This window comes from Roseiconus lacunae, assembly GCF_008312935.1.
GTDB lineage: Bacteria > Planctomycetota > Planctomycetia > Pirellulales > Pirellulaceae > Stieleria > Stieleria lacunae.
On the sequence record NZ_VSZO01000079.1, the window covers coordinates 411,631 to 436,177 of the forward strand.

General features: G+C 54.9%; 15 protein-coding genes. 8 read left to right on the forward strand and 7 right to left on the reverse strand.

The features are described from left to right. Positions 1 to 62: 62 nt before the first annotated feature. The 4 genes from FYC48_RS27135 (at position 63) to FYC48_RS27150 (ending at position 5,948) form a co-directional block, all read left to right on the forward strand. Complete coding sequence (locus tag FYC48_RS27135; RefSeq protein ID WP_149499916.1) at positions 63 to 1,661, forward strand: Do family serine endopeptidase; 1,599 nt, start codon at positions 63 to 65, stop codon at positions 1,659 to 1,661. Positions 1,662 to 1,838: 177 nt separating this feature from the next. Further along, positions 1,839 to 3,353, forward strand: coding sequence for a sensor histidine kinase (locus FYC48_RS27140; protein WP_149499917.1), 1,515 nt, complete (start codon positions 1,839 to 1,841; stop codon positions 3,351 to 3,353). A gap of 188 nt (positions 3,354 to 3,541) precedes the next feature. Further along, the gene (locus FYC48_RS27145) at positions 3,542 to 4,933 is read left to right on the forward strand and encodes a sigma-54-dependent transcriptional regulator (protein WP_149499918.1); all 1,392 of its coding nucleotides are present in this window, start codon (positions 3,542 to 3,544) and stop codon (positions 4,931 to 4,933) included. Positions 4,934 to 4,994: 61 nt separating this feature from the next. Continuing rightward, complete coding sequence (locus FYC48_RS27150) at positions 4,995 to 5,948, forward strand: sugar phosphate isomerase/epimerase family protein (RefSeq protein WP_149499919.1); 954 nt, start codon at positions 4,995 to 4,997, stop codon at positions 5,946 to 5,948. A 318-nt stretch (positions 5,949 to 6,266) separates the two neighbouring features. Here FYC48_RS27150 and FYC48_RS27155 read toward each other — a convergent pair whose 3' ends face one another. Next, the gene (locus FYC48_RS27155; protein ID WP_149499920.1) at positions 6,267 to 6,818 is read right to left on the reverse strand and encodes a PAS domain-containing protein; all 552 of its coding nucleotides are present in this window, start codon (positions 6,816 to 6,818) and stop codon (positions 6,267 to 6,269) included. A 5-nt stretch (positions 6,819 to 6,823) separates the two neighbouring features. Next, positions 6,824 to 10,888 carry a chemotaxis protein CheB gene (locus FYC48_RS27160; protein WP_149499921.1) on the reverse strand — a complete coding sequence of 1,355 codons (4,065 nt, stop codon included), beginning with the start codon at positions 10,886 to 10,888 and terminating at the stop codon, positions 6,824 to 6,826. 428 nt (positions 10,889 to 11,316) lie between these two features. Between FYC48_RS27160 and FYC48_RS27165 the strand changes: the two genes are divergently transcribed. Together FYC48_RS27165 and FYC48_RS27170 are read left to right on the forward strand one after the other, a co-directional pair. After that, the gene (locus tag FYC48_RS27165) at positions 11,317 to 14,115 is read left to right on the forward strand and encodes a PSD1 and planctomycete cytochrome C domain-containing protein (protein WP_149499922.1); all 2,799 of its coding nucleotides are present in this window, start codon (positions 11,317 to 11,319) and stop codon (positions 14,113 to 14,115) included. Further along, positions 14,112 to 15,575 carry a DUF1501 domain-containing protein gene (locus FYC48_RS27170; protein WP_235034462.1) on the forward strand — a complete coding sequence of 488 codons (1,464 nt, stop codon included), beginning with the start codon at positions 14,112 to 14,114 and terminating at the stop codon, positions 15,573 to 15,575. The genes FYC48_RS27165 and FYC48_RS27170 overlap by 4 nt, the downstream gene beginning before the upstream one ends. Positions 15,576 to 15,688: 113 nt before the next feature. On the opposite strand, the gene FYC48_RS27175 is transcribed toward FYC48_RS27170, so the two are convergent. The 3 genes from FYC48_RS27175 to FYC48_RS27185 all read right to left on the reverse strand — a co-directional run bounded on the left by FYC48_RS27175 (position 15,689) and on the right by FYC48_RS27185 (position 20,059). Continuing rightward, on the reverse strand, positions 15,689 to 16,408 hold the full coding sequence (locus tag FYC48_RS27175; RefSeq protein ID WP_149499923.1) for a PEP-CTERM sorting domain-containing protein: 720 nt from the start codon (positions 16,406 to 16,408) through the stop codon (positions 15,689 to 15,691). Between the two features lie 302 nt (positions 16,409 to 16,710). Then, entirely contained in the window at positions 16,711 to 19,434 is a 2,724-nt protein-coding gene (locus FYC48_RS27180; protein ID WP_149499924.1) for a PSD1 and planctomycete cytochrome C domain-containing protein, read from the reverse strand. A gap of 340 nt (positions 19,435 to 19,774) precedes the next feature. Then, on the reverse strand, positions 19,775 to 20,059 hold the full coding sequence (locus tag FYC48_RS27185; RefSeq protein WP_149499925.1) for a hypothetical protein: 285 nt from the start codon (positions 20,057 to 20,059) through the stop codon (positions 19,775 to 19,777). Positions 20,060 to 20,224: 165 nt separating this feature from the next. Between FYC48_RS27185 and FYC48_RS27190 the strand changes: the two genes are divergently transcribed. Next, the gene (locus FYC48_RS27190; RefSeq protein WP_149499984.1) at positions 20,225 to 21,385 is read left to right on the forward strand and encodes a hypothetical protein; all 1,161 of its coding nucleotides are present in this window, start codon (positions 20,225 to 20,227) and stop codon (positions 21,383 to 21,385) included. 354 nt (positions 21,386 to 21,739) lie between these two features. Continuing rightward, positions 21,740 to 22,018, forward strand: a complete 279-nt coding sequence (locus tag FYC48_RS27195; protein ID WP_149499926.1) for a hypothetical protein — start codon at positions 21,740 to 21,742, stop codon at positions 22,016 to 22,018. Positions 22,019 to 22,303: 285 nt separating this feature from the next. Here FYC48_RS27195 and FYC48_RS27200 read toward each other — a convergent pair whose 3' ends face one another. Both FYC48_RS27200 and trpA read right to left on the reverse strand, forming a co-directional pair. Further along, positions 22,304 to 23,425, reverse strand: coding sequence for a BON domain-containing protein (locus FYC48_RS27200; RefSeq protein WP_149499927.1), 1,122 nt, complete (start codon positions 23,423 to 23,425; stop codon positions 22,304 to 22,306). A gap of 261 nt (positions 23,426 to 23,686) precedes the next feature. Next, complete coding sequence (gene trpA / locus FYC48_RS27205) at positions 23,687 to 24,493, reverse strand: tryptophan synthase subunit alpha (RefSeq protein ID WP_149499928.1); 807 nt, start codon at positions 24,491 to 24,493, stop codon at positions 23,687 to 23,689. Positions 24,494 to 24,547 lie beyond the last annotated feature (54 nt).

Sequence of the window (24,547 nt, forward strand, 5' to 3'; positions counted from 1 at the left end):
GCCGCTCAAAGTCGACCGCGGTGGCTTCCATCAATGCAATCTCATCCTCCTTGGAGACTTCCATGCGTTCGACTGCTAAGAAACGTTCGATGTTGTTGGGACTGATCCTGACATCGGCAATCGGATTTGGTTCCGGAGCCGCTTACATGACCGCCGATGCTTCTTCAAAAACCGCACCGGCGAAGATGATGGACAACCTACCGGCCGAGACGCTGGATGCGATTCATTCGGCCAACAATCTTTCGATGGCTTTTCGAGCGGTGTCCGAGCATGTGATGCCGTCATTGGTAGCGATCGAAAACCGCCCTGCTGTCGCTGTGGCAAAAGGCAACAAGATGATTCGCCCATCGGCTGATCCGTTCGGCGGACAAAACCCGTTCAAGGGAACGCCGTTCGAAGACATGCTGCGTGACTTCGAAGGCATGCGGCGATTTGAAGTTCGGCCGGACGGCAAGATGATCCCCAAAGGGTTTGGAGATCGAATGCCCCACCGCGCACGCGGGATCGGTTCGGGGGTCGTGATCGACGCATCTGGAATCATTTTAACGAACAATCACGTGGTGACCGGCGGCGGCGAAGTCACAGTCAAGCTTAACGACGGACGGGAGTTCGTTGCGAGCCAGGTTTGGACGGATCCCGATACCGACATCGCGGTGGTCAAAATCGAAGGTGCAAGCGGGTTGGTGCCAGCGGCCCTTGGAAACAGCGATGATACGGAAATCGGAGACTGGGTGATTGCGATGGGGCAGCCATTCGGTTTGGAAAGTAGCGTCACGGCTGGCATTATTAGCGCGAAGCATCGTGGTATTGGAATCACCGCGCGGGAGAACTTCTTACAAACCGATGCGGCGATCAATCCCGGAAACAGTGGCGGTCCATTGGTCAACCTGAAAGGTGAAGTGATCGGGATTAACACCGCAATCAGTTCACGCGGGGGCGGCAATGACGGTATAGGTTTCGCCGTGCCATCAAATTTGGCTCACTGGGTCAGCGATCAGCTACGTGAACACGGAACCGTTAAACGGGCTTATTTAGGTGTCGGAATTCAACCGATCACCCAGGCGTTAGCGGGTGAGCTAGGCGTACAGCCGCGTGGCGGAGTGTTGATTACCGACGTTTACGATCAAACTCCGGCGGCAGAGATGGGACTCGAGTCGGGTGACGTCATCGTACGATTCGGCGACAAGGAAGTTCGAACGCCTCAAGCACTACAATTGGCGGTCGAGCGGTCGCCGGTCGGTGAAAAGATTGCCGTAGCCGTCGTCCGCGATGGCAAGGAAATCTCGCTCACCTACCGCGGTACGGAGGCCAAGAAGGGATTTTTTGATCGTGGGAAAAAGGCCGAGAAACCTTCGGCAGTCGAACCTGATGCGACCGAAATTGAAGATTTCGGCCTTGAGGTAGCGGCGCTCGATTCGGCAATCGCGAAATCGTTAGAAATCGATGCCGATCGCGGTGTCGTAATAACCGGGGTCGAGGAAGGTTCGCCATCCGCCGAGGCAGGATTGAAGCCGGGAATGGTGATCACCGAAGTCGATCGCACGGAAGTCAACGACGTCAAATCGTTTGAAGCGGCGATGAAAGAAACCGAGGACGACACGGCATTGCTGTTGGTCAAAAGCGAGCGTGGATCACGATTCGTGGTCGTCAAGCGAAACTGATTCCCACGAAGGAATGGTTTGTCGTCGAAGTTTTACAACGGGGCCATGCAGCCGATGCATTGGCCCCGTTCTTTTTGGTAAATAGTCTTTTAGGGCAATCGATCGTGTTCACGTTGATCGTTGCACCTTGCACCGACCGTTTTTGTTCCTGTACCGTTTTCTACGACCGAACATGCCATGCGACTCGCCGCAAAACTGATTTTGCTGTTTCTCTGCGGACTGTTTCTAATCGTCGGCGTGTTCGCCTTTGCCACCGTACGTCGGGAAAAACAAGCGACGATCGAACAGCACCAACGCTATGCCACCGAGTTGGCCGAAATGCTCAAACAGCAGCAGGAGCAATCGAGGCAGCAATCGAGAGAAAGTCCCGAACGCTCGGACATAATCACGAATCCTAATCGCCAAACTTCGTATCCTCCGCTGGCAACTACGACGCAGCGTTTGATCCAAATCCGACGTGTCGAATTGGCGTCGGACGAACGCAGCCGGCAGCCTCACGCGCCGATCGATCAAATTTTCTACAGCCAGCGGGTGACCACCGTCACGGTATCGGAGCCGGAGGGCGTCGATCGACTGTATACCTACGTTCCCGTCGATCCGGAATCGTCAGCATCGGGTGAGAGGCCGGACGAAAAAGCAGAGCGTGAACACTTTGAAGTTAGCGCGCCAGACGTCGACAGCGAAAACCGTGTACGGCGAGCGCTGAGTGACACGTTGCTGACGCTGCTGAGTGTGGCTGGGCTGTCCGCGTTAGTTGTCTATTTTGGCGGCGTGCGAATGGTGGGACGTCCGCTGCAGCGACTGATCGATCGCGTTAATCGTATAGCCGAAGGTGACTTGTCCGAACGAATCGAAATTCATTCACACGACGAATTGGCAGACTTGGCCGTCGCCATCAACGCAATGTGCGACCGGCTAAATCGCCAACGCGATAAGATTGAATCTGAAACGGCGGCTCGACTAGCCGCGGTCGATCAACTTCGGCATGCCGATCGGCTGCGTTCGGTCGGCCGGATCGCTGCCGGCGTGGCTCACGAAATCGGGACGCCGCTAAACGTGGTCGCGGGCCACGCGGAACTGATCGAAGCGGGCGAATTGTCGGGCGAGGCTATCCGTAGCAGTTGTCGGCAAATTCGTACCCAGTGCGACCGGATTACAAAGACCATTTCGAGTCTGCTGGCCTTCGCGAGAAATGGTTCGTCGAGTCGACAAAAGGCAGACTTAAGTCAAATCATTGAGGACACCTGTCAGCTTCTTCAGCCGATCGCGCGGAAGACGAATTCGACCATCGAAACATCATTTAGCGGAGACGACTTAAGTGCCGAAGTCGACAGCGGGCAGATGCAGCAAGTCCTCACGAACTTGATTAGCAACGCACTTCAATCCAGCCAAAACGCGGTCCGTGTCCATGTGTCGGCAACGTCACCCCAGGAATCTTCAGAGGTCTTGATCGTGGTCGCCGACGACGGTGATGGAATCTCCGCAGAACATTTGAATCAATTATTCGATCCGTTTTTTACGACCAAAGACATTGGCGAGGGCACCGGCTTGGGGCTTTCGATCGTTCATGGCATCGTTCATGAACATGGGGGACGCATCGAAGTGTCCAGCCAGCCGGGTAGCGGTGCAGCATTTACGGTGCACTTGCCAAAGCAGTCTAATAACGAAGAAGGGGCGAATGACCAGGGCTAGTGCATTGTTCCAATTCAGCATCAGCCGTATGGCGTTAGCCACGGTTTCGCAGCTCCAGTCCGGCATCAACCATAGAGCGTTCGCCACGGTTTCGAAGCAATCACCTGGGTTCACACCGGTCGGCTGAAAACTCGCACTTGAAGTTTCAATTTGAACGCAGCATTAGCAATGAAGTATGCAACGCAGCCATGAATGAAAACGCCTCCCCAGACGAGAAATCTTCCGAAACAATCATGATCGTCGACGATGACAAGTCGATGTGTGATCTGGTCCAAGCCGCATTGGTCCTCAGTGGTTTCGACACCATGGTTTGCCAAAACGCAAACCAAGCGATCGAGCGATTGCATGAGCGAAACGTGGATGTCGTATTGACTGATGTGCGAATGCCCGGAACATCGGGGTTGGAACTGTGCCGTCAAATACATGCATTGCGCCCGGACATTCCGGTCGTGGTGATGACCGCTTTCGGCAACCTGGAAACCGCCGTCGAAGCGATCCGGGGCGGCGCTTACGACTTCGTGACCAAGCCTGTCGAAATGCAGGTGTTGCGGATGGTGATCCAACGCGCCGCGCAGCATCGCAGTTTATCAGAGCAGATTCGTCTTCTCGCCGAGAACCAAGAGCATTCGGGTGACTTCCCCGACTTGATCGGTCAGAGCGAAGTGATGGACCATCTGCGAGATCAGATTCGCCGTGTTAGCCCTAGCGACGCGCCGATCTTGATCACCGGAGAAAGCGGTACCGGGAAAGAGGTGGTCGCCAAATCAATTCACCGATTGAGCGGTCGAAGTGATCAGCCTTTCGTTGCCGTTAACTGTGCGGCGATATCGGAGTCATTGATTGAAAGCGAATTGTTCGGTCATGCGAAAGGTTCTTTCACCGATGCGCGAACCGATCGAAAGGGTTTGTTCCTCGAGGCGCAAGGTGGGACGCTGTTTTTAGACGAGATCGGAGACATGCCGATGAGCATGCAGGTCAAACTGCTTCGCGCACTCGAAGAATCACGTCTGCGTCCGGTCGGCGGGGACCGAGAAATTGAATTTGATGTGCGAGTGCTAGCCGCGACCAACCGTGATTTGGAGTCTGCCGTCGAGTCAGGAGACTTTCGCCAAGATCTTTTCTTTCGAATCAACGTCATTCAGTTGTCGCTGCCGCCGCTTCGCTCGCGAGGAACCGACGTTTTGGAATTAGCCTTGCACTCGATCGAACGGTTTGCAAAGCAAGCCGGAAAGCAAGTTTCCGGGATCTCTAAACCCGCAGTCGAAAAGTTATTATCGTACCGTTGGCCCGGGAACGTTCGTGAGTTGAGGAACGTGATGCAGCGTGCCGTCGCACTGACGCAATACGATTCGATCACCATCGAAGATTTGCCCGAAAAAGTCCGCGAACACCAGCCATCGACCGTTTTTATCGGCGGCGATGATCCTTCCGAGTTGATGTCGCTGGAAGATTTGGAAGAACGATACATCGAACACGTATTGCAAGCGGTCGAAGGCAACCGAACTCAGGCGGCGAAGATACTGGGGGTCGATCGCAAAACGCTCTATCGCAAACTGAAACGCAAAGACGACGAAGACTGATGCGATCGGATATGATGTCGGACTCTCAATCACCAACTGTCCCACCATCACGATTTACACGATGAATCTCAACCGTCGATCACTGATTGCTTCCACCGTGTCTGCCGCCGCGCTTTCACAGTTTGCGATGGCCAACATGTTTGCCGACGAATCGGCTTCCGGAAAACGGCGATTCACGATTGATTTGCGTTGGGGAAGCATTGGGGTAAAAGCGAATCAAAACGAAGCGATCGAGTTGGCTGAGAAGCATGGCTTCGAATCGGTCGCGGCGTCACCCCAGGCGCTCGCGGCACTTACGGATGACGAGAACGCCGAATTGTTGGCCGAACTAAAACGACGAAAACTCGTTTGGGGGTCGAGCGGCTTACCGGTACAGTTCCGCGAAGACGAAGCTCGGTTTAAAAAGGATCTGGCGGAATTACCCCGACTAGCCGCAGCGTTGCAGCGTGCGGGGGTCGATCGGATGGGCACTTGGATCATGCCCGGACACGACGATCTGACCTACCTGGAAAACTTCAAGCAACACGCGTCCCGTCTCCGTGAGATTGCCAAGGTCCTTCAAAACCATGGTTTAAGGTTCGGGCTAGAGTACGTCGGCACGCCAACGCTGCGGCACGGTCGCCGATACTCGTTCGTTCATACGATGAAAGAAACAGCGGAATTGCATGAAGCGATCGGCGTCTCCAACATTGGCTTCGTGCTTGACACGTGGCATTGGTACACTGCCGGGGAGACAGCCGACGACATTCGTTCTTTAGACGCAAAGCAGATTGTCGGTTGTGACTTGAATGATGCCCCCACCGGTATTCCGATCGATGAACAACTTGACAATCGTCGTGAACTTCCCGTCGCGACGGGCGTGATCGATACGAAATCATTCGTCCAGGCATTGATCGATGTCGGCTATGTTGGGCCCGTTCGAGCTGAGCCGTTCAATCAAGCATTGAATCGGATGGACAACGATCCCGCATGCGCGGCGGTTTCGAAAGCGTTGCACGCTGCTGTTTCATTGTAGCGGCGATCTCCGATGATTAGTCTATTCAGCTAGCGCGGGCTCGATCACCTTCTGATAGTTGGACTAGCCACATGGCTTTTGCCGCGATTTCGGTGCAATAACAGGGGTGAACGACCGTCGGCTGATGAGTCGAGTCCAAACTTTCCAATGACACGGAACCGAAGCCGCGTTTCACGTTATGAAAGCCGCGTGCGATAGCGTTTGCGTTCACCGCAGGTGCTTTTCTGCCGAGCGATAGGACTGGCGATTTCAATGAGGGCAACCAAGATCGCGTCAACACTCAGAGTGATTCCTTGACCGTGATGGGCGTCGCATGGTTCAGACGTTTGACATCTGTTTTCGGCACTGCGGACAAATCGCCCAAATGATCATTGCTGTCTGGTCGTTCGTCAGTGCGTCGGATCGCTGAACCAATTGATCGGCTTCGACCCAAACTCCGTTTTTCAGCTGAAACAGATTGCACATACTGCACTGGCGGATGGTGAATGATCCCTGAAATGCGTGCGCCAAACGCTGCTCACGCTCCGAACGTTTGACGATGGATTCGGTGCGGCTGATAAACAAGACATGCCCATCGACACGCCCTTCAATCGTCATCCGCATGTAGCGTCGGAACAATGGCGAGTCACATCGGAAAGCGAAATCGATCCGCTCTTGTGTTTTCCGGACGCGTTCGATCAGTTTCCGATAGATGTTTTGCAGGCCTCGGTCACGGACATAGTCCCAGATCGGTTTGCCGAGGACTGATTCGGGATGCAAAGATTGCCCGGCGTCATTTAGATTGGCGAACTCGGCCCACTGTTCGTTCAAATCCGTTAGCCGATCGTCTGCATCAATCGCATACGTCACAATAGGAAGTTGGTCAGGCATGGGCGCTACTTTGGCAGGAGGCCGGTCAGTCGGGCGATTGTGCGAATGAATTGAGTCCGGTTGATTGGTTTGGCCATGTGTTCGTTGCATCCGGACGCCAACGCTTCTTCGCGATCCGACGCCATTGCCGAAGCACTTAGCGCCAAGATCGGTCCGATGTAGCCTTCGTTACGCATCCGAGAAGCGGTTTCGTATCCATCCATCTCGGGCATTTGAATATCGGTGACGATACAGTCGAATGGGGCACCGGCACTGCTAGCTGCCACGGCCTTCTCTAGTCCGTCTTGGCCATTCTCGGCCGTCGTGACTTGGGCGCCGGCATCGACGAGCAGGTGTTCGGCGATGAAACGAATGTCACGGCGATCGTCTATCACCAAGATTTTTTTATGCGTTAGGCTCGGCAGTTTTCTCAGTTGAGGGAGTGATTCCTGGCACACGACTTCTCGCCCGGGCTGCCAGGGCAAGTTGACGGTGAAAGTCGTTCCTTTCTCGACGACACTTTCGACCGTGATCGTTCCATTCATCTGGTTGACCAACTGTCTCGTAATGGTCAGGCCGAGCCCTGTTCCTTCGTGCTTGCGGATCGACGAATCGTCGGCTTGGCAGAAGGGTTGAAACAATTGTGGCAACGTCTGTTCGGCAATTCCACAACCATCGTCGGAGACGGCGATGGAGAATTCGTCGCCTTCGCGTTTGCAAGCCAACACGACTTGACCTTCGGGAGCGAATTTTACGGCGTTCGTCAACAGATTGAGAACAATCTGACGCAATCGCCGTCGGTCGCTGCGAATGCAGGCCGAAGTCGATTTGTCGAGATTCAACCGAAGTTCGACGTTATTCCGTTCCGCCTTAGGCAACACCGTATTGTGGCATTCCATCAGTAGGTCTGCCAAATCGAAATGGTCTTCGTCAAGTTCGAGGTTGCCTGATTCGATCTTCGACAAATCTAGGATTTCGTTGATCAGGTTCAGCAAGTGTTGTCCATTGCTGCGAATGATGTCGATCGCATTTCGGTTATCGGGGTCGTTGAGTTGCTCATCTAGGATGTCGGCAAAACCAAGGATCGATGTCATCGGGCTGCGGATTTCATGGCTCATTTTAGCCAGGAAATCGCTTTTGGCTCGGTTGGCATTTTTTGCCGATTCGACGGCCGCGGCGAGTTCCCGTTCGGCTCGCTTCAATGAAGTGACATTGGCGGCGGACACATAAAAGCCAACGACATGGCCTTTGCGATTGACGTCAGGGATATAAGAAACGGTAAGGTGAATCACACCGTTGGGCGTAGGCAGTTCTTGCTCGAAGAACTGCGAGTGTCCTTCGAGCACCGCCCTGATATGAGGTTTGCTGTTCTGATACGCTCGCGGACCGATGACGTCACGAACCGATCGTCCGAGCACTTCGTCGCGGTCACATCGTAGCCAATCAAAGTACGCTTGGTTGGCGTATTGATAAACCTCATCACTGCTGACATAGGAAACGAGAATGGGGACGGCATCGATGGCCCGTTGCAATCGCCGCTGATACTTTTCGGCGAGCCTTCGTGATTCGACGAGGCGGGTGATGTCGGTCAACGTCACGATGACGCCGGCAATCCGATCTTCGATTGTGTATGGATGTATCCGCAATACATAATGATGATCGTGAACGTCCTCGACTTCTTGTTCGAACTTCTCGCCGTCGCGAAGCACTTTTTCAGTCAGTTCGTTAAGTTGATCGACCTTTAAACTATGCGAGAACGTTCTTAACGGCCGGCCTATATCTTGTGCACGCAGATCAAAAATGGACGCGACACGCGGAGTAAAACGTCGAATCGCAAGTGAGCTGTCAAGGAAGATGGTCCCAATATCGGTGCTTCCGAAGAGATGATTGATGTCATCATTCAACTCCCGTAGCTCGGCGTTCTTGTTTTGGTACTCGACGTTGACGGTGTGCAGCTCTTCGTTAACGCTGTTAAGTTCCTCGTTGGTACTCTGTAGCTCTTCGTTGGAGGAGATCAATTCTTCGTTAGTCGACTGCAACTCTTCGTTGCTCGATTCAAGTTCTTCGATTGTCGCTTGTAAGTTTTCACGCGAGTGAAGCAATTCTTCCTCGAGTGTCTTAATTCGTTCGTTGAGCTCTCGATCATCATGCGACATTTTCATCATGGTTGCATCGGAGTCGCCGTCTTTGCGAGTTTCCGTGCGGATCGATTCGCGGACGGTGAAACGGACGAGGTAAAGCGGTGTTTCCTCGGAGTCACCAGGGACCGGATCAATAATGACATCCAGGTCACCCCGGTTTCCCGACGGCAAAAGGACGCCGGTAACGGGCAACTTGACTTTGGTTTTGTCTTTTTGCACCCTGCGAAACAAGGCCGATAGCGGTGCTTGTAGATCCGCCGGGGCGACATCCAATAGATCGTTGCTAAACAGTCGACGGGGGACACGCAAAAAGCGTTCGATTCCGCCAAAGCTTTCCAATACTCGGCGATGTGAATCGATCAAGACCGTTGCCGGCATCATGTGATCGAGGATGCGATCGTAATTTCGCAGACGTTCCCGCTGCGGCGATCGATCGGGTTGAAATGAATAGGGTTCGATCAACGACTTCGGTTGAATTTGTAGCGGTAGATCGATGCCATGTGGGAGTTTCGAATCATTTCGTTTGGAGTAAACCTTGCACCGCTCGTCGACAGTTGCAAATTCCTCACTCAATCGACCGGTGGTTTCGCTAGGGCCGAGAAACAAAATTCCATTGCGTCGCAGGCCAAAATGAAACATGGACATCGCTTTTCGCTGACCGTGAAGATCAAAGTAGATCAAAAGGTTGCGGCAAGAGATGAGATCGATATCGGTGAATGGCGGGTCTTGAAGGACATTATGAATCGCGAACACAACCGACGAACGAATTTCCTTGCAGATGTAATAGCCTTCCCCACTTCGATTGAAAAAGTTTTCGAGCCTGGGTAGCGAGACGTTCGTAAGGGCGTCGGACGGATAGTAACCCTGCGTAGCGATTTTGATCGATCCAGGGTGGACGTCACTGGCGAACACCTTGAATTCGACCGGCGATTTCAAACGCTCCCGGGCTTCGTGCAATGCCATCGCCATCGAATAGGCTTCTTCACCGGTCGCACAACCGGCAATCCAGACACGAACGCCTCGTTTGGGATCTGCCTTGACGAACAGATCATCGAATACTTTCGATTCCAGGTAGTCCCAACACGACGGATCACGAAAGAACTTCGTGACACCGATCAGCATGTCGCGATAGAGTTCGTCCAATTCATCGGTTTCCCGGTTCAGAATGTCGATGTATTCGGACAGCGTTTGAACCCCGCGAAGCGCCAGTCGGCGATCCAGTCGGCGCGTCACCGTCGATGGTTTGTAGTTGGCGAAGTTGATTTGGCAGTGGTCTCGCAACAGCCGAAAGATTTGTTGTTGTTCATCGTCATGAGACGAAAATGCGCTCGATTCATGATCCGATTGACGATCAAAGAACCATCGCTTGAGCGAATCACCCATCGACTCCGGCGGTAGCGTGAACTCGACGACGCCCGTCGCCGCGGCGGCCGTCGGCATGCCGGAAAACTTCGCGCTCGCCTCCGACTCCACAATCACCAAACCACCCGAGCGATAAATCTCGACGATACCGCGAGAGCCATCACTACCGGTTCCCGAAAGCACGATACCGGCTTTGATCACATCAGTGTTCTCAGCAAGCGAGCGAAAAAAACGATCGATCGGTAAGTGGGGAACTTCGCCACGGATTTGATCGTGCAGCCGAATCGTGAGGCCATCGAGCGTGATTTCCTTTTTCGGAGGCATCACATAAACATGACTCCGCTGAAGCGTTTGCCCCTCGCTGGCAATGGAAACCTGCATCACGGTGTGGCGTTTTAAAAGCGCATCCATCATCGTCTCGTGATCCGGAGACAAGTGCTGGACGACCACATAGGTTGCCTCGAACGATGGATCGATCCGATCAAAGAAACGCTCTAAAGACTCGAGACCACCGGCGGAGGCTCCAATTCCGACGATGAAACGCGGTAACGCCGTCGATTCAGAAGGTTCACTAATTTCGTTGGGCATTCGATGGGTTCAAAAATTCACAGGTAGCAGACAAGCGACCACGACAAGCATCCGCGATTGTATCAATGGAAGTGTATCAGCCGGAGAATGGGCTCCCCAAGGGCATCGTCTGAAGCAAGATCTCTCGTTTCTATGATGCACAACTGACATTGCTCCATCGTTACGGCCGATCCACACCGGTATTTTGTGTATCGGCTGACGACGGTTTCTCGTTTGGCACAGGGGCTCGTCTGGGAAGGGGGAGGAGAATGCGGTCTTGAGCTTGCGCATCACACCAGTGATTTATGGTACAATTTGCGGCGTTGTAGGAGCCATTTCTGACCCCGCCGCTAGAGCTTTGCTCCGTCGACAGGCGACAAGGATTTGGCCCTGCAACCGGCGTTCCATCACTGCCGCCTTCCTCCCCGCTCGCCAGGTCGCCGCATCCAATGCATTCGAATTGGCTGTCTGCTGTTGTACGCGTCTTCGTGCTGATTTTGATACCGTCAATGCTGGCGGTTGGAAACGACACGACTGTTTTGGACCTGACGCAGGTCGAATTTTTTGAAAAAGAAGTACGACCACTGCTGATCGAACATTGCTTGGATTGTCACGGCGGCGACGAAGCCGATGGGGGGCTTTCGCTCGACTCGTTTGACCGAATCATGAAAGGTGGCGATTCTGGGGCCGCCGCGGTTCCGGGCGATATCAGCGGCAGCTTGATGATCGAAGCCGTTCGTTATCAAAGCGAGCGATTGCGAATGCCACCTTCGGGAAAACTGACCGACCCACAAATCAAAGTTTTCGAGCGCTGGGTCGAATTGGGCTTGCCCGATCCCCGCAAGCCCATGCTTCCGGAGGAGCCTCCTCCCCAGCCGGTGGCCGGCAACCAGACCAGTGATCCCGATGCGATCGAATCATTTTGGTCGTTTCAGCCGATTCGGTCGGTGCCTTTGCCCGGAGTCAAAGATTCCGACTGGGTGAAGACACCGATCGACCGATTTGTTCTTGCGAAATTGGAGGCGAATCGGCTGCAACCAGCGCCGGCGGCAGATCGCCGAACACTGATTCGCCGTGTCTATCACGACTTGGTCGGTTTGCCACCAACGCCAGAGCAGATTGATGCGTTTCTAACCGATCAGTCTGACGAAGCATTTACGAAAGTGGTCGACGAATTGTTGCAGTCTCCCAGCTATGGTGTGCGTTGGGGGAGACATTGGTTGGACGTTGCCAGGTATGCCGATTCCAATGGACTCGACGAAAACCTGGCTTTTGGAAACGCGTGGCGATATCGCGATTACGTCGTCGATTCGTTCAACCGCGATAAACCGTTCGATCAATTCGTGATCGAACAAATCGCCGGGGACTTGGTACCTGGGGCGACAACCGAGACTATCTCCGGAACGGGGTTTCTTGCCCTGGGCGCAAAAGTTCTCGCCGAACCAGATCGTGAAAAGTTGATGATGGACACCATCGACGAACAAATCGACACGATCGGCAAGGCATTCATGGGAATGACGCTCGGCTGCGTGCGATGCCATGACCACAAATTCGATCCACTGACACAAGAAGACTACTACGCACTGGCGGCAATTTTCAAAAGCACGCAGACCTTTGCCGATAGTCGCACCGGAGCGATTAAACACTGGTATGAACACTCTTTGGTGACCCAAGATCAACTCGCGGTGTTCAAACAGGTCGACTCCGAGATTCAGAAAGCGAAACAAGCGGCGGCATCGTACAAGTCGACTCAGATCAATCAGCTGCGTCAGGAAGCGAGAACGAAGGCAACCGAATACTTGGTCGCCTGCACGATGATTGATCCACAGCAAACACTGATCGAAATCCAATCCGTGGCGGAACGGTTCGACTTGCATTCACGGGTGCTTCATCATTGCCGTCGGCACCTGGAATTTCATCGTGATGACGCTGTCTTTGTGCCGTGGCATTCGATAGACCGACAAGGATTATCGCAACAGGCTCGCGCCGAGGAAGTACGCTCGTACTATCAGCCACTTTTCCAGGCCGCGTCGGCCGTCGCCAAACCTGGATCACAGGAACAGATCGACGCAGATTCCGATCGCGACGCATTGATCCAGCAGGCTCGTACCGCACTGAACGACGCGACGGGGTTTCTTGCGATCCCTGCCAAGCCGGAGTATGCCTTCACGCCCGATGTCCTGGCGGAGTACCACCGTCTGATGGAAGTCGCGAGGAAGATCGAAAGCAACGCGCCGGACGAACCCGCCGTGATGGCTGTTAGTGAAATGGCGACCGAAGAATCGATTCCGATCCATATCCGAGGAAGCCATCTGAATCTTGGGGAAGACGTCAAACGAGAGTTTCCCGCGGTGCTTCGTTTCAGCGACGTTCGTCCCATTTTTCCTTCCAACCAGAGCGGGCGTTTGCAGCTCGCCCGTTGGATCGCGAGTTCTCGCCATGCGCTGACTTCTCGAGTGTTCGTCAACCGTGTTTGGGGATGGCACTTTGGTGTTCCGCTGGTCAAGACGACCGAGAACTTTGGATTGCTCGGTGATCGTCCCAGCCATCCCGAATTGCTTGATTGGTTGGCGATCGAATGGATGCGATCGGGGTGGTCGGTAAAGCAATTGCACCGGATGATCGTGTTGTCGGCAACCTATCAAATGCGATCCGATCATCCCGACGTCGAACGGATCGCGGTACTGGATCCTGAAAACAGAATGCACTCCCATGCCAACGTGCAACGCTTGTCCGCTGAATCGATCCGAGACAGTTTGCTTTCGGTTTCCGGGCTACTCAATCAGGAGCTTGGTGGCAAAACGGTACCACTGCGTAACCGGCAGTTTGTTTTCGATCACACGTCGGTCGATCATACGACGTATGAGACTCATCGCCGGGCCGCTTACCTACCGATCATTCGCAACAACCTTTGTGGATTTCTTTCGCAATTCGATTACCCCAATCCGACAACGCCGACCGGTCATCGATCGCAATCGGTCGTGGCCCCGCAAGCGTTGTTGATGATGAATCACCCGCTGGTCATCGAAGCCGCATCGCACTGGGCGTCACAAATGCGGCAATCCAAACTGACCGATCAGCAGCGTGTCGAACGGAGCTACCTTGCCGCGTTCGGCCGCCCGCCCGAGCCGAACGAAGTCCGGCGAGCGATCGACTTTCTGACGCAATCACAGCTATCTCCCCAACAAGCGTGGGTTGCATTTTGCCAAAGTCTTCTTGCCGCCAACGAGTTTATTTATCTGCGATGAAACGACACGTCCAACCATTTGAAGCGATGCCGAACGACATTGCCGGCGACCGTCGGCGATGGTTGCGCACCAGTGCGATCGGATTTGGGCATTTGGCATTCGCATCGATGCTACCGAACGCCAGCACCGCGGATCCGCCGTCGACACGGACGACGGCAGGCCCGAGCGATGGCGAGACGGTCGTCGCACATCACCCGGCACGCGCAAAACGCGTCATCTTTTTGTTTATGAAGGGTGGCCCTTCACACGTCGACACATTCGACCCGAAACCGATGCTCGATCGTGACGATGGGAAGCCATTGCCGTTTGATTTACCGCGGGTCACGTTTGCCAAACAAGGCAATTTGCTTAAGAGCCCCTGGAAGTTTCATCGTCATGGCGAATCCGGTTTGCCGGTCAGCGAGTTGTTTCCCAACGTTGCTCGGCATATCGATGACTTGTGTGTTCTGCGATCGGTCCACGGCACGAATCCCGCCCACGGCGGTGCGGCCTTAAAATTACACACCGGCAGCGACCAATTCGTGCGACCGAGCTTCGGAAGTTGGCTCGTTTATGGGTTGGGAAGTGAGAACGATAACTTGCCAGCGTTTGTGACAATCTGCCCAACGTTGGCTCATGGTGGCGTCAACAATTGGGGGTCGGCTTTTTTGCCGGCGCATTGCCAGGGAACACCCATCGGCAATGCCAGTCGGGCGGCCGCGGAGTCCAAAATTGAATACATCAGCCATCCAAGTTTGGACCGAACGCAACAGCGACGGCAGTTAGATTTGATCTCCGCAATGAACCAAGACCATCTACGACAAGTGGGGCCGAATGCATCATTGGAAGGACGCCTGCGATCATTCGAACTCGCGTATCGAATGCAGACCGAAGTCCCCGAAATTCAAGACCTGACGTCGGAAACGCAGACAACTCGCCAGCTTTACGGATTGGACGATCCGGTCACCGCCGACTTTGGCCATCAGTGCCTGCTCGCTCGCCGGTTCGCCGAACGGGGCGTCCGGTTCATCCAAGTCACTCATAGCGATAGTGAAGTCCAGTGGGACCAGCACGGCAACCTCTACCAAGGTCATTCAAAGAATGCCGCCGAAGTGGACAAGCCAATCGCGGGGTTGCTCGCCGATCTTAAAGCCCGCGGCTTGTTGGATGACACGTTGGTGTTATGGGGCGGCGAATTCGGACGGACGCCGACCGCCCAAGGCAACAACGGCCGCGATCATAATCCCCACGGATTCACGATGTGGATGGCCGGCGGGGGTGTTAAAGGCGGTTTTGCCTATGGCGCGACTGATGACTACGGCTACTACGCCGCAGAAAACAAGATGCACGTCCACGACTTGCACGCGACGTTACTCCACCTGATGGGAATCGATCACGAGCGTTTGACGTATCGTCACGCCGGTCGTGACTTCCGGCTGACCGACGTCGCCGGCCATGTGGCTCACAATATCTTGGCATGATCGAACCCTGCACGCGGCACTAACGCCGCGATTCGTTCCTCCGCCCGAGTTTGCTAGCGGCGCCGCCAAAGCCGCTCAATGATCCACAGACTTAAGTTGGACGAATCGCTTTGCTACGCTCGACGGCGTTTCCTAACTGATACGATCGCGCCGAGTCCCAACCAAAACATGGCGGAGGTCGGTTCTGGCACGGTACCGCTGCCACCAGTGCTGCCGTTGTTGATCGAAATAATGATGTTGTCGATCGACCAAGATTCGTCCCCGAATTGCTGAATTCCTGCCCCACTGGTAAACCAGCGAATTGTCAAGGTATTCGAGGTATGTGCGATGTTCGTAAACGTCGGATCCTTTGACATGTCATAGGCTGAGTCGTCGAAAATGCCACCTCCAAATCCCAATGGAACTCTGCTGGCCAGTTCCACTCCTGCAGGAGGCACGTAGGATTGTTCCGCCGCGTCAAAGTTGTCGAAGGTCTCGCTGAACACCACCGATCCGTCGACCGAGACATTGAAAATATCAGGTGAAACCGGTGGGGTGTCCGGACTTCCATCCCACGAGTCAATAATCCCCAACGAGAATCCGATGTCGATACTGGTGTGTGGGGCGAGCCCGCTTAGGGTGAGTGTGGTGACTGCGTTGGGCGTCCCATTTTCCAGCATCCATGAACCAAATCCATGGTTCGAGTAAGTTTGGGTTCCGACGCGTCCCGCACCCGCTGTAACGGTGATTTCGGTCGGCACAGAACTCTCGAAATCCTCTTGGAATATGACGCCGGCATGGACGTGCGAGACCACAAAATAAGAGAGAAGCATTGACAAGAAAGCAACACGCATCTGAGAACTCCTAAGCAGGCTCGGGCTCGAGTGTTATTTACAACGCTGAAATTGATTGCATATCCGCCTGTTCAGGTATTTTGAGCCCCCTTTCCCCATGGGTCAATCAATATTTTCCGGATTACAGGAATAACCGGATTTGTCCGAAGCTATGTGGATCAGGCAATAGCTCTCCGCGAAGAAAGGAACGGCCAAGGGCGCGAGCTTCGCGGCCTTTCCGAAGATTCGGCGGGAATCACCGGTTGATCTAGGCGATCACACAATCTTCTATTGCCGGCGCCCCAGCGCGGTGATCCGCATGCTTAATCTACAAACGCAAATTCGTTCGAGATCAGCATCGCTTGCACCAATTGACCTAAGCGGTCCAGCGGCTCGATGGGGGCGACCGAAACGGGACCGGAGAAGTCGGTCATTGAATTCCCTTGATAGAGTTCTCCGTCATCGCCTTCGAGTAGAATCGAACAACGGAAGTTAAAACTATCGAAGCTGTCGGAAGCTTGCGGCGAAACTACGAAGTCGACCGTTTCACCGGCGTGGACTTTCGTTCGCAAAGCTTCGAATGATCGCGTGCCATTCTGTTTGCTTTCGCGAAACAAGAGTTCGTCGTTCGCCCAGATCGCGAGTTGGACTCCGTCGCCCTTGTCATTGGAATGGCGAATCCTGCCTTCCAGAGTCACTTCCCCGTCGGCCGGAACGGTCCAACGTCGGACAACGGAATGACGCCGCCCAGGATGCCCGTTCTCTTTACCCAGCGACGCATAACCTAGTTCGGATTCCGATGGAAGTTGGTCTGCGTCTTGCCAGACCGCTCCGACAAACTTTTTTAGTTCAGTGAACTGGTCAACGCGGCCGTCATCATTCGCAGGCGAGGTGCCGTATCGCCAAGCAAGTCTTGAATCGAACGAGGGTTTCGTTTTCGCGACCGGTTCGGCGAGGTATGCCACCGCGGCTTGAAGTTCGACGTTGCTGGGCGATCGGGCGTAAATCTGTCGGAATGCTTCGATTGCTTGTTGTTCGGCGTCAGCATGTTGCTGTCTCAATTGACCTGCCAAGTGATTTGCCAAAATCCCGATTTGAGGATGGTTCATCAAGAACAACGCCTGCTGAGGGACAGTCGTTAAATAGCGTTTCGGCGCGTGACTGTCCGGCGATGCCATGTCGAACGTTCGAAACATTGACGGCAGGTTCTGCCGGTCGATCATGGCGTAGAGCGTTCGTCTGGAAACCGGTCGTTCGAGATGGATTTCAACCGGCGCACCACCGACTTGTCGGTCGAGTTTTCCGCTTACAAAGGTCAGCGAATCGCGAAGTGATTCGAAGTCGCGTCGCCGACGATTACCGCGAGCGAGGTAGCGATTGTCCGGATCGACATCAAAAGCGTTTTGATCGAGGGTAGTTGCGGATTGAGCATAAATGCGTGACGTGACAATTCGTCGAACCAGTCGCTTGACACTCCAGTGTTGACTGAAGTCGGCGGCTAACTCGTCGAGAATCTTGACGCTCGGTGGTGCTTCGGTCCGAACACCAAAGTCGCTGGTCGAATCGACGAAGGGACGTCCGATCAATTTCATCCACAGTCGGTTGACGAAGACACGCGCGAAGAGCGGGTTGTTTTCATCGGCGATTCGTTCGGCAAGTTCTTTGCGTCCACTGCCATCGCTAAATGGCGTGTCGTTGTTAGACCGCAGGGCCGTGAGGTACTGCCGCGGTGCGATGTCACCTCGGTTTCCGGGTTGACCGCGAAGGAAGACATGACTGTCGCTCGGCGTTTCTTTGTCGACCAACATCAACGGGCTGGGGCCGTCTTCTTTCGCTTCACTGCTTTGGATGATCCCTAGCAGTGAGTAGTAGTCTTTCGTCGGAATGGGATCGAACTTGTGATCGTGGCAACGGGCGCAGGCGACCGTCAGTCCAAGCAGTCCTCTTGTGATCACGTCGATCCGATCATCGATCGTGTCGTAACCATTGAGGTAGCGTCTACCGATTGTCAAGAAACCCATCGCATCCAAATTGCCGTTGGCGTTGTCGGGGTCGATGCGATCGGCGGCCAACTGCAGTCTGACCATTTGATCGAATGGCATGTCTTGGGCGAATGCGTCGATCAACCAATCACGATAACGCTCGCTCCCTTTTAGTCTTCTGTCCTTGCCGGCGAGCGCATATCCGATCGTGTCGGCGTAGCGGGCGACGTCCATCCAGTAGCGTGCGATCCGTTCGCCGTAGTCGGGGGAAGCGATCAGTTGGTCCGCCAAGCGTTCGACTTTGTCGGCAGAGTCCGATTGAACGAAGGTCTGAATCTGTTCGAGCGTCGGAGGGAGTCCGACGAGGTCGTAATACAGACGACGGATCATCTGTTCGTCGTCGACCGGAGTGCTAACTGCCAAGCCTGCTTGGTCCGCGATTTCACGCGCCAGTGAATCGATCACATCATGATCGTCTCGATGCATCACGGCGTGATGCGGTGCGGGCATCGGCGGAACAAACGCCCAATGCGATTGGGGGTCGATGTCCATTGGCGACGTCGACTTGGAACTGGAATTTTTGTCCGTTCGTGGATCCGGGGCCCCCATTTCGATCCACGTTCGTAGCGTCGCGATTTCGGCGTCCTCCAACTTGCCTTCCGGAGGCATTTGATAGTCAACGTTTTCGTAATTGATCGCTTCGATCAACAGACTAGCATCGACATCACCGGGAACAATCGCTGGGCCGGACGCGCCACCTTCGCGACTGACCGCTGCGTTATCGAGTCGCAAACCGCCAGAACTTTCGCCCGCCTCTTCACTGTGGCATTCGTAGCATCGATCGATCAAAAGCGGACGCACTTTCGTTTCGAAAAACGTTTCTTGTTCGGCGGTCAATTTGGACGCCGTGGGTGTATCCGCTTTCGCCAAACGAGGGTGCGTGATCGTTACGAATGTGCCGATCGCAACAAGGGCCGAAGCAAAGGTTCGAATCGTGTGGACGGAGGAACTGCATTGGCAGCCTAGAACGAAATGCCGAAGCACCGTTTGGAATCGGAAGGTCATGGTGGGATCGCAGGCGGGATAAATGATCGATCACAGGCGGGACGCGAGTGGGACGTTCGATTGATCGGGCTCGGATGGCACTGAACGGGCCGGGCAGGTAGGGCCTCTACGATCAATCACTCATGCTCCGTCTAGCCCCAATGTTCGGGTTCGGCTCATCAGCCGACGGGCGTTCGCCCCGGTGATTGCACCTAAACCGTGGCTAACGCCATGCGGCTAATCCCAAAATCAAAGGTTGACGAAGCACTCGTTCATTCACGTCAACTCGCGGACTCCGTCGCAAGCCAATACTTTCGCTCGCATCCAGAGCCGAACGCGTACGCTAACCGGCCACACGTTCTTAGGGCAAACCGGTACTCGTATTCGATGTCGGCATTGTACTCTCCTGGCGGTTCGGACACAGCGTCGAATTCTGGTAATCACGTGAGCCAACATCGATACGACTCGATCGAGACACCACTCTTCTTGCGGCGGTGGCGATCAAGTTGGAAACCGTCCGAAGCGGCGAGGCGATCGCTCTGTCTTTGATCGCTCTGCCTTTGATCAACCAGTCTTCGATCGAGAGGGCTGCTTTCGATCCAGAGACGATGCGATATTTGATCGCCAAGGTCGACAGAGTTTCCACATGTCAAACTTTGCCTAGCTGTCGTCTGCGGATTGGAAAATCGCGGACTCCGGGCAACCGACCGGCAAGAGCGTTTCCAGTTTCACGTTCGATCGACTAGCGTACGTGGGCTACATCGAAGTTCATCGTTTCTTCTTTTTTTTCCCCAAGGAACTCGCTGCCACGATGAATCAGGAAGATTTCAACGGAAACGCCAGCCCCGTCGACCAAGACGCTGTCACCAATCCATCCGAGGATCCAACGCAAGTCGCTGATGAGGCGAGTGCGAAGGCCACTGCGACGACCGAAGCGGAACCCTTGTCGGAAGTCGAGCCTTCTCCCGAAGCAAGCTCCGTCGCCGACGGCGTGTCGGCGATCGAGGCGTCGACGGACGAGGCTTCGGTGACGGGCGATTCGGACGAGTCTGCCGCTGAACCGATCAAAGACGAAGATCTCGATGCTGCTAAAGCAGCTTGGGACAAAGCGGAAAATAACGGTGAAGAGGCTCAATCGCAAGCGATCGCGGCGGAAGACTTGGAACGAGCTAGCGAGCTTGCCGAACCCTACGTCGGACTGTGGAATAAACTGATCAGCACGACGAACTGGGAAAAAGGCAAGATCATCAGCGAGTGGCGCGCCAAGTTGATTGCGTCGGGAGTCGATGCGACCCAGTACAGTGACGAAGCCTGGTCGCGGCGAGTCGGTGGGGTCACGTCCCCGCACGTCGGGCGGCTCCGCCGTGTGTATGAGCGGTTCGGCGACTCTTTTCAGAGCTATGAAAATCTGTATTGGAGCCATTTCCTGGCCGCGCTTGACTGGGAAGACGCACCAATGTGGCTGGAAGGGGCGGCCAAAGAAAAGTGGAGCATCTCGGCGATGCGTGAAAGTCGCTGGAAGGCCGAAGGTGCCGTCGAAAGCAATCGACCGACAGCCAGCCAGATCATCGAAGTCGACACCGACGAGGACGTCACCGACATCACCGAACCGGCACAGGGCGGTGGCAGCAATCGTGAGTACGACAACGAGGGCTCTGGAACGGCTGCAGGTCCCACGTTTGAAGGCCCCGACTTCGGCGAGGAAGAAGAGCTACAAACGATGGGGGGCCAAGCTCCACCGGCACCCAGCGGTGAAACGGTCGATCCCGATGCTGGCGAAGAAAATGCCCAGCCTGCCGATCCGGTGCAACCCTTCATGGGACTGCCTGATTTGCCCGATGATCTTACCGATGCCGTCGAATCGATGAAACTATCGATCTTGCGACATAAGTCAGCCGGATGGCGCGACGTCGATCCGGAGACAGTCCAACGTTACCTGGAAGCCATCGGAATCATGCTTCGCGCCTCGTGATTTCCCGGGCGGATTGGGACCATCGTCGTTTTTCTGTGTCGCATCAGACTGATTGGTCCGCCAGATGCAGCATTGACGAGGCTATCGACCAGCCAGGTGCGTCTCGCCGTGGTTTTCGCAATGGCGACTGCCGCGACTTGCATCGATCGATGGCCGTCACCTGATTTCCATCGAGAAGAAGCCTACCGGGATGACGCAAGCCATCCGGTGAACGTTTTGGGTCGGTCGCTAAAGAAAAACGTCCAATTTCGGGATCTTCCAAAGAAAGGCTAAAGTCGGGCTTTCGCTGCACAACTTGGACCTGGGATGTTTCCCGAAATGGATTTTGCTTCTCTCTTTTGATGATGGACTGTCATGCTCGGCGCACTCGAAATCTTGAACCTCTTCGAAGCACTTGCCCTTCCTGTCGTTGGACTGTGGGCACTGCTATCGACGAAGCTGTTGATCGGCGATGACTTGGTCCGGGCGGAACGCCGCTTTATTGCGGTTCTTGTCATCACAAGTTTGATTACGCTTCGAACCGTCGCGGGATTGCACGATGCCTGGTTGATTCACACCGTAACGTTGTCGGCGATGGTGTTGGGCGTGTTTGTCATCCCGGGACGTGGCGATGAAGAGCTTGCCGCGTATTAGTTTGCCGGTCTGATGCGATTGCGTTTCGAACTGCAATCATCGATCACTATGTCGTCAACTTTTAGATGAGGATTAGCCGAATGGCGTTAGTCACGGTTTCGGCGTAATAACCGAGCCGAACGTTCGTCGGCTGATAAACCAAACCCAATCAATCAAGCCGGAGCACTGGCAATCGTTGCATCATTGTCGGGGTGGTCGAAACATAAAAAAACCGCGGTAGCGTTTTCGCTACCGCGGTTTCGTCTTTTAGAACTGTGGCCGGCTTAACCGGTCCGCCGATCTGGATTAGCGATCGGTGAAGTCCAAGAACCACCATCCGTCGTCCCATTCCAGGGAGACTTTACGCCATCCCAATGGAACTTGCGGATAGGGGTAGAATGGGCCGATGTAAGGCCATGCCGAGGGGCTGTACTGCTGTGGATAAGTCAGTGCGGCGTAGTTCGGGTAGGCGGCGTATCCTGGCCAGGCGTAGTTGGGCAGGTTGGGAGCGTCGTAGCGAGGTGCACCCGCTGCTCCGTAGTTCATCGGCACGGGTTGGCCGCTGACGGGAGTCCCCATCATTGGGGCCGACGCGGTCGACATGGGGTGTCCCATTTGCTGTGGTGCAGCCATCGTTGGGACTTGATTCATGTGTGCCGGTGCCATGCGGTTGCTGGCAAGTTGAGCGGGCACACCGGTCGCACGTGCGGGGGCGATCGCAGGTGTCGGCTGGCTGTTAAGCACAGTGATCTGCTGGTCGATGCTCTGCACGCCCGGGGTCGCTTGTGCGATCTGGACGATCTGGTCACGAGCGGCGGGGGTGGCTGCACGTCCGTTGATCGTGACGACACCGTTGTTGCACTGAACGTCGACGCCAAAGCCACGGAGGTGGCCGTTTTGTTGAGCGTTGCTGAGTGCTTTCACAACGCTGGCGACGACTTCTTGGTCGTTGGCAGCGGGGGTGGCCAATTCGACAGCCGCCGTGGTTTGGATTTCGCCGGGGGCGATTTCCAAGCTAGGCTTCGCCGCAGTTTTCACGTCCGAGGGCGATGTTTCCAAGCCGGCGGTCAGCATCTTGCGAAGTGATTCGCGAGACTTGGCTAACGTTGGCGTGGCTACATCGGCGGTTTCTTCGGCAGCGGCTTGCTGCACTGAAACCTCGTCGACCACTTTCGTGATACCGTCAATTCCTTTGGCAGCGGCGAGAACCAAATCCTTTTGGCTCGATTCGCTCACACTGCCGCGGAACAAGACCACACCCTGATCGACCTTCATGTCGAGGGTGAAGTCTTTCAAAGCACCAGCATCGCGGGTACTTTTCAGGCGGGTCATAATTTCTTGGGCAATCTCACGGTCTCCACCAAAAGCCGACGCCGGCCCAAAAGCGGTGATCGCAGCGATCGCCAATCCGAGATACTTTCGTCGCATGGGAAATGCCTCCTACAGTTCCAAATCGCTCCGGCCGGCGACGTTATTCGAGCCGCCCCAAGATGATGCGGGACTTCTCAATCGCGGGTCGTGCTCCGTCTACCGGAAAATCCGTTTCGGACCGGTGTTGCTGTAGATTTCGGCGATCGACGCTTCGGGGAGGTACGTTTTTTCGGATTTTGCCGTCGAATCAACCGGGCGACGCCGCAAAGATTCACTAGCTTGCCACGCTTAGTCTTCTTGCGCGAAGGACTCGCCAATTTAACTGGTCGCGCCGTCGATCGCCTCTCGCAGTTCTGCGATAAACCGGCTGACATTCGTCGCCGCACTTTCAGAATCAGAGCTTTCGGCGATCCGACGAACCACCGCTGACCCGACGATCAGACCATCAGCAACCGGCGCCAGCTTGGCAGCCGTCTCGGGACCACTGATCCCAAATCCGATGCAAATCGGCAAATCCGTTTGCTCACGCAGCCAACCAACGTTGTCGGTCAGGTCGGTCGGCAGTGCGGTCCGTTCCCCTGTGATCCCGGTCACACTGACGTAGTACAAGAAACCCGATGATGTGTTGGCAATCTGAACTTGTCGCTGCCGGGGCGTGGTCGGCGTGACCAGCTGAATCAAGCTGAAGTCTTTTTTGCGGCAGATTTCCGATAACGCGTCCGCTTCCTCGACCAATAGATCCGGCACGATGGCCCCGGCGTAGCCCGCCTGTTGGGCTTGATCGACGTACTTCTCAAGTCCGACGCGAAAGATGATCGAGTAGCTAACCATCGTCACCATGGGAATGCCAGCGCCGACGGCATGATCACGGCCGAGCTGAAACGCGTGCTCCAATCGAAAGCCGCTTTCGAGCGCGCGTTGGTAAGACGCCTGGATCACCGGACCGTCGGCGATCGGATCACTGTAGGGGATGCCGATCTCGCACAAGTCCGCTCCCGATGACTGCAGCTCCGCGAGCACTTTCGCAGTGGTTTCGATTTTGGGGTCACCGGCGGTCAGGAACGGCATCAGAGCTTTACGGCGATCTGCTTTCAAGCGAGCGAAGAGGTCATCGATCGAAGACATGGAACATCTAGAGTTTCAGAGGGACGCTAACAAATGATGCCGGACAGCAAGCGG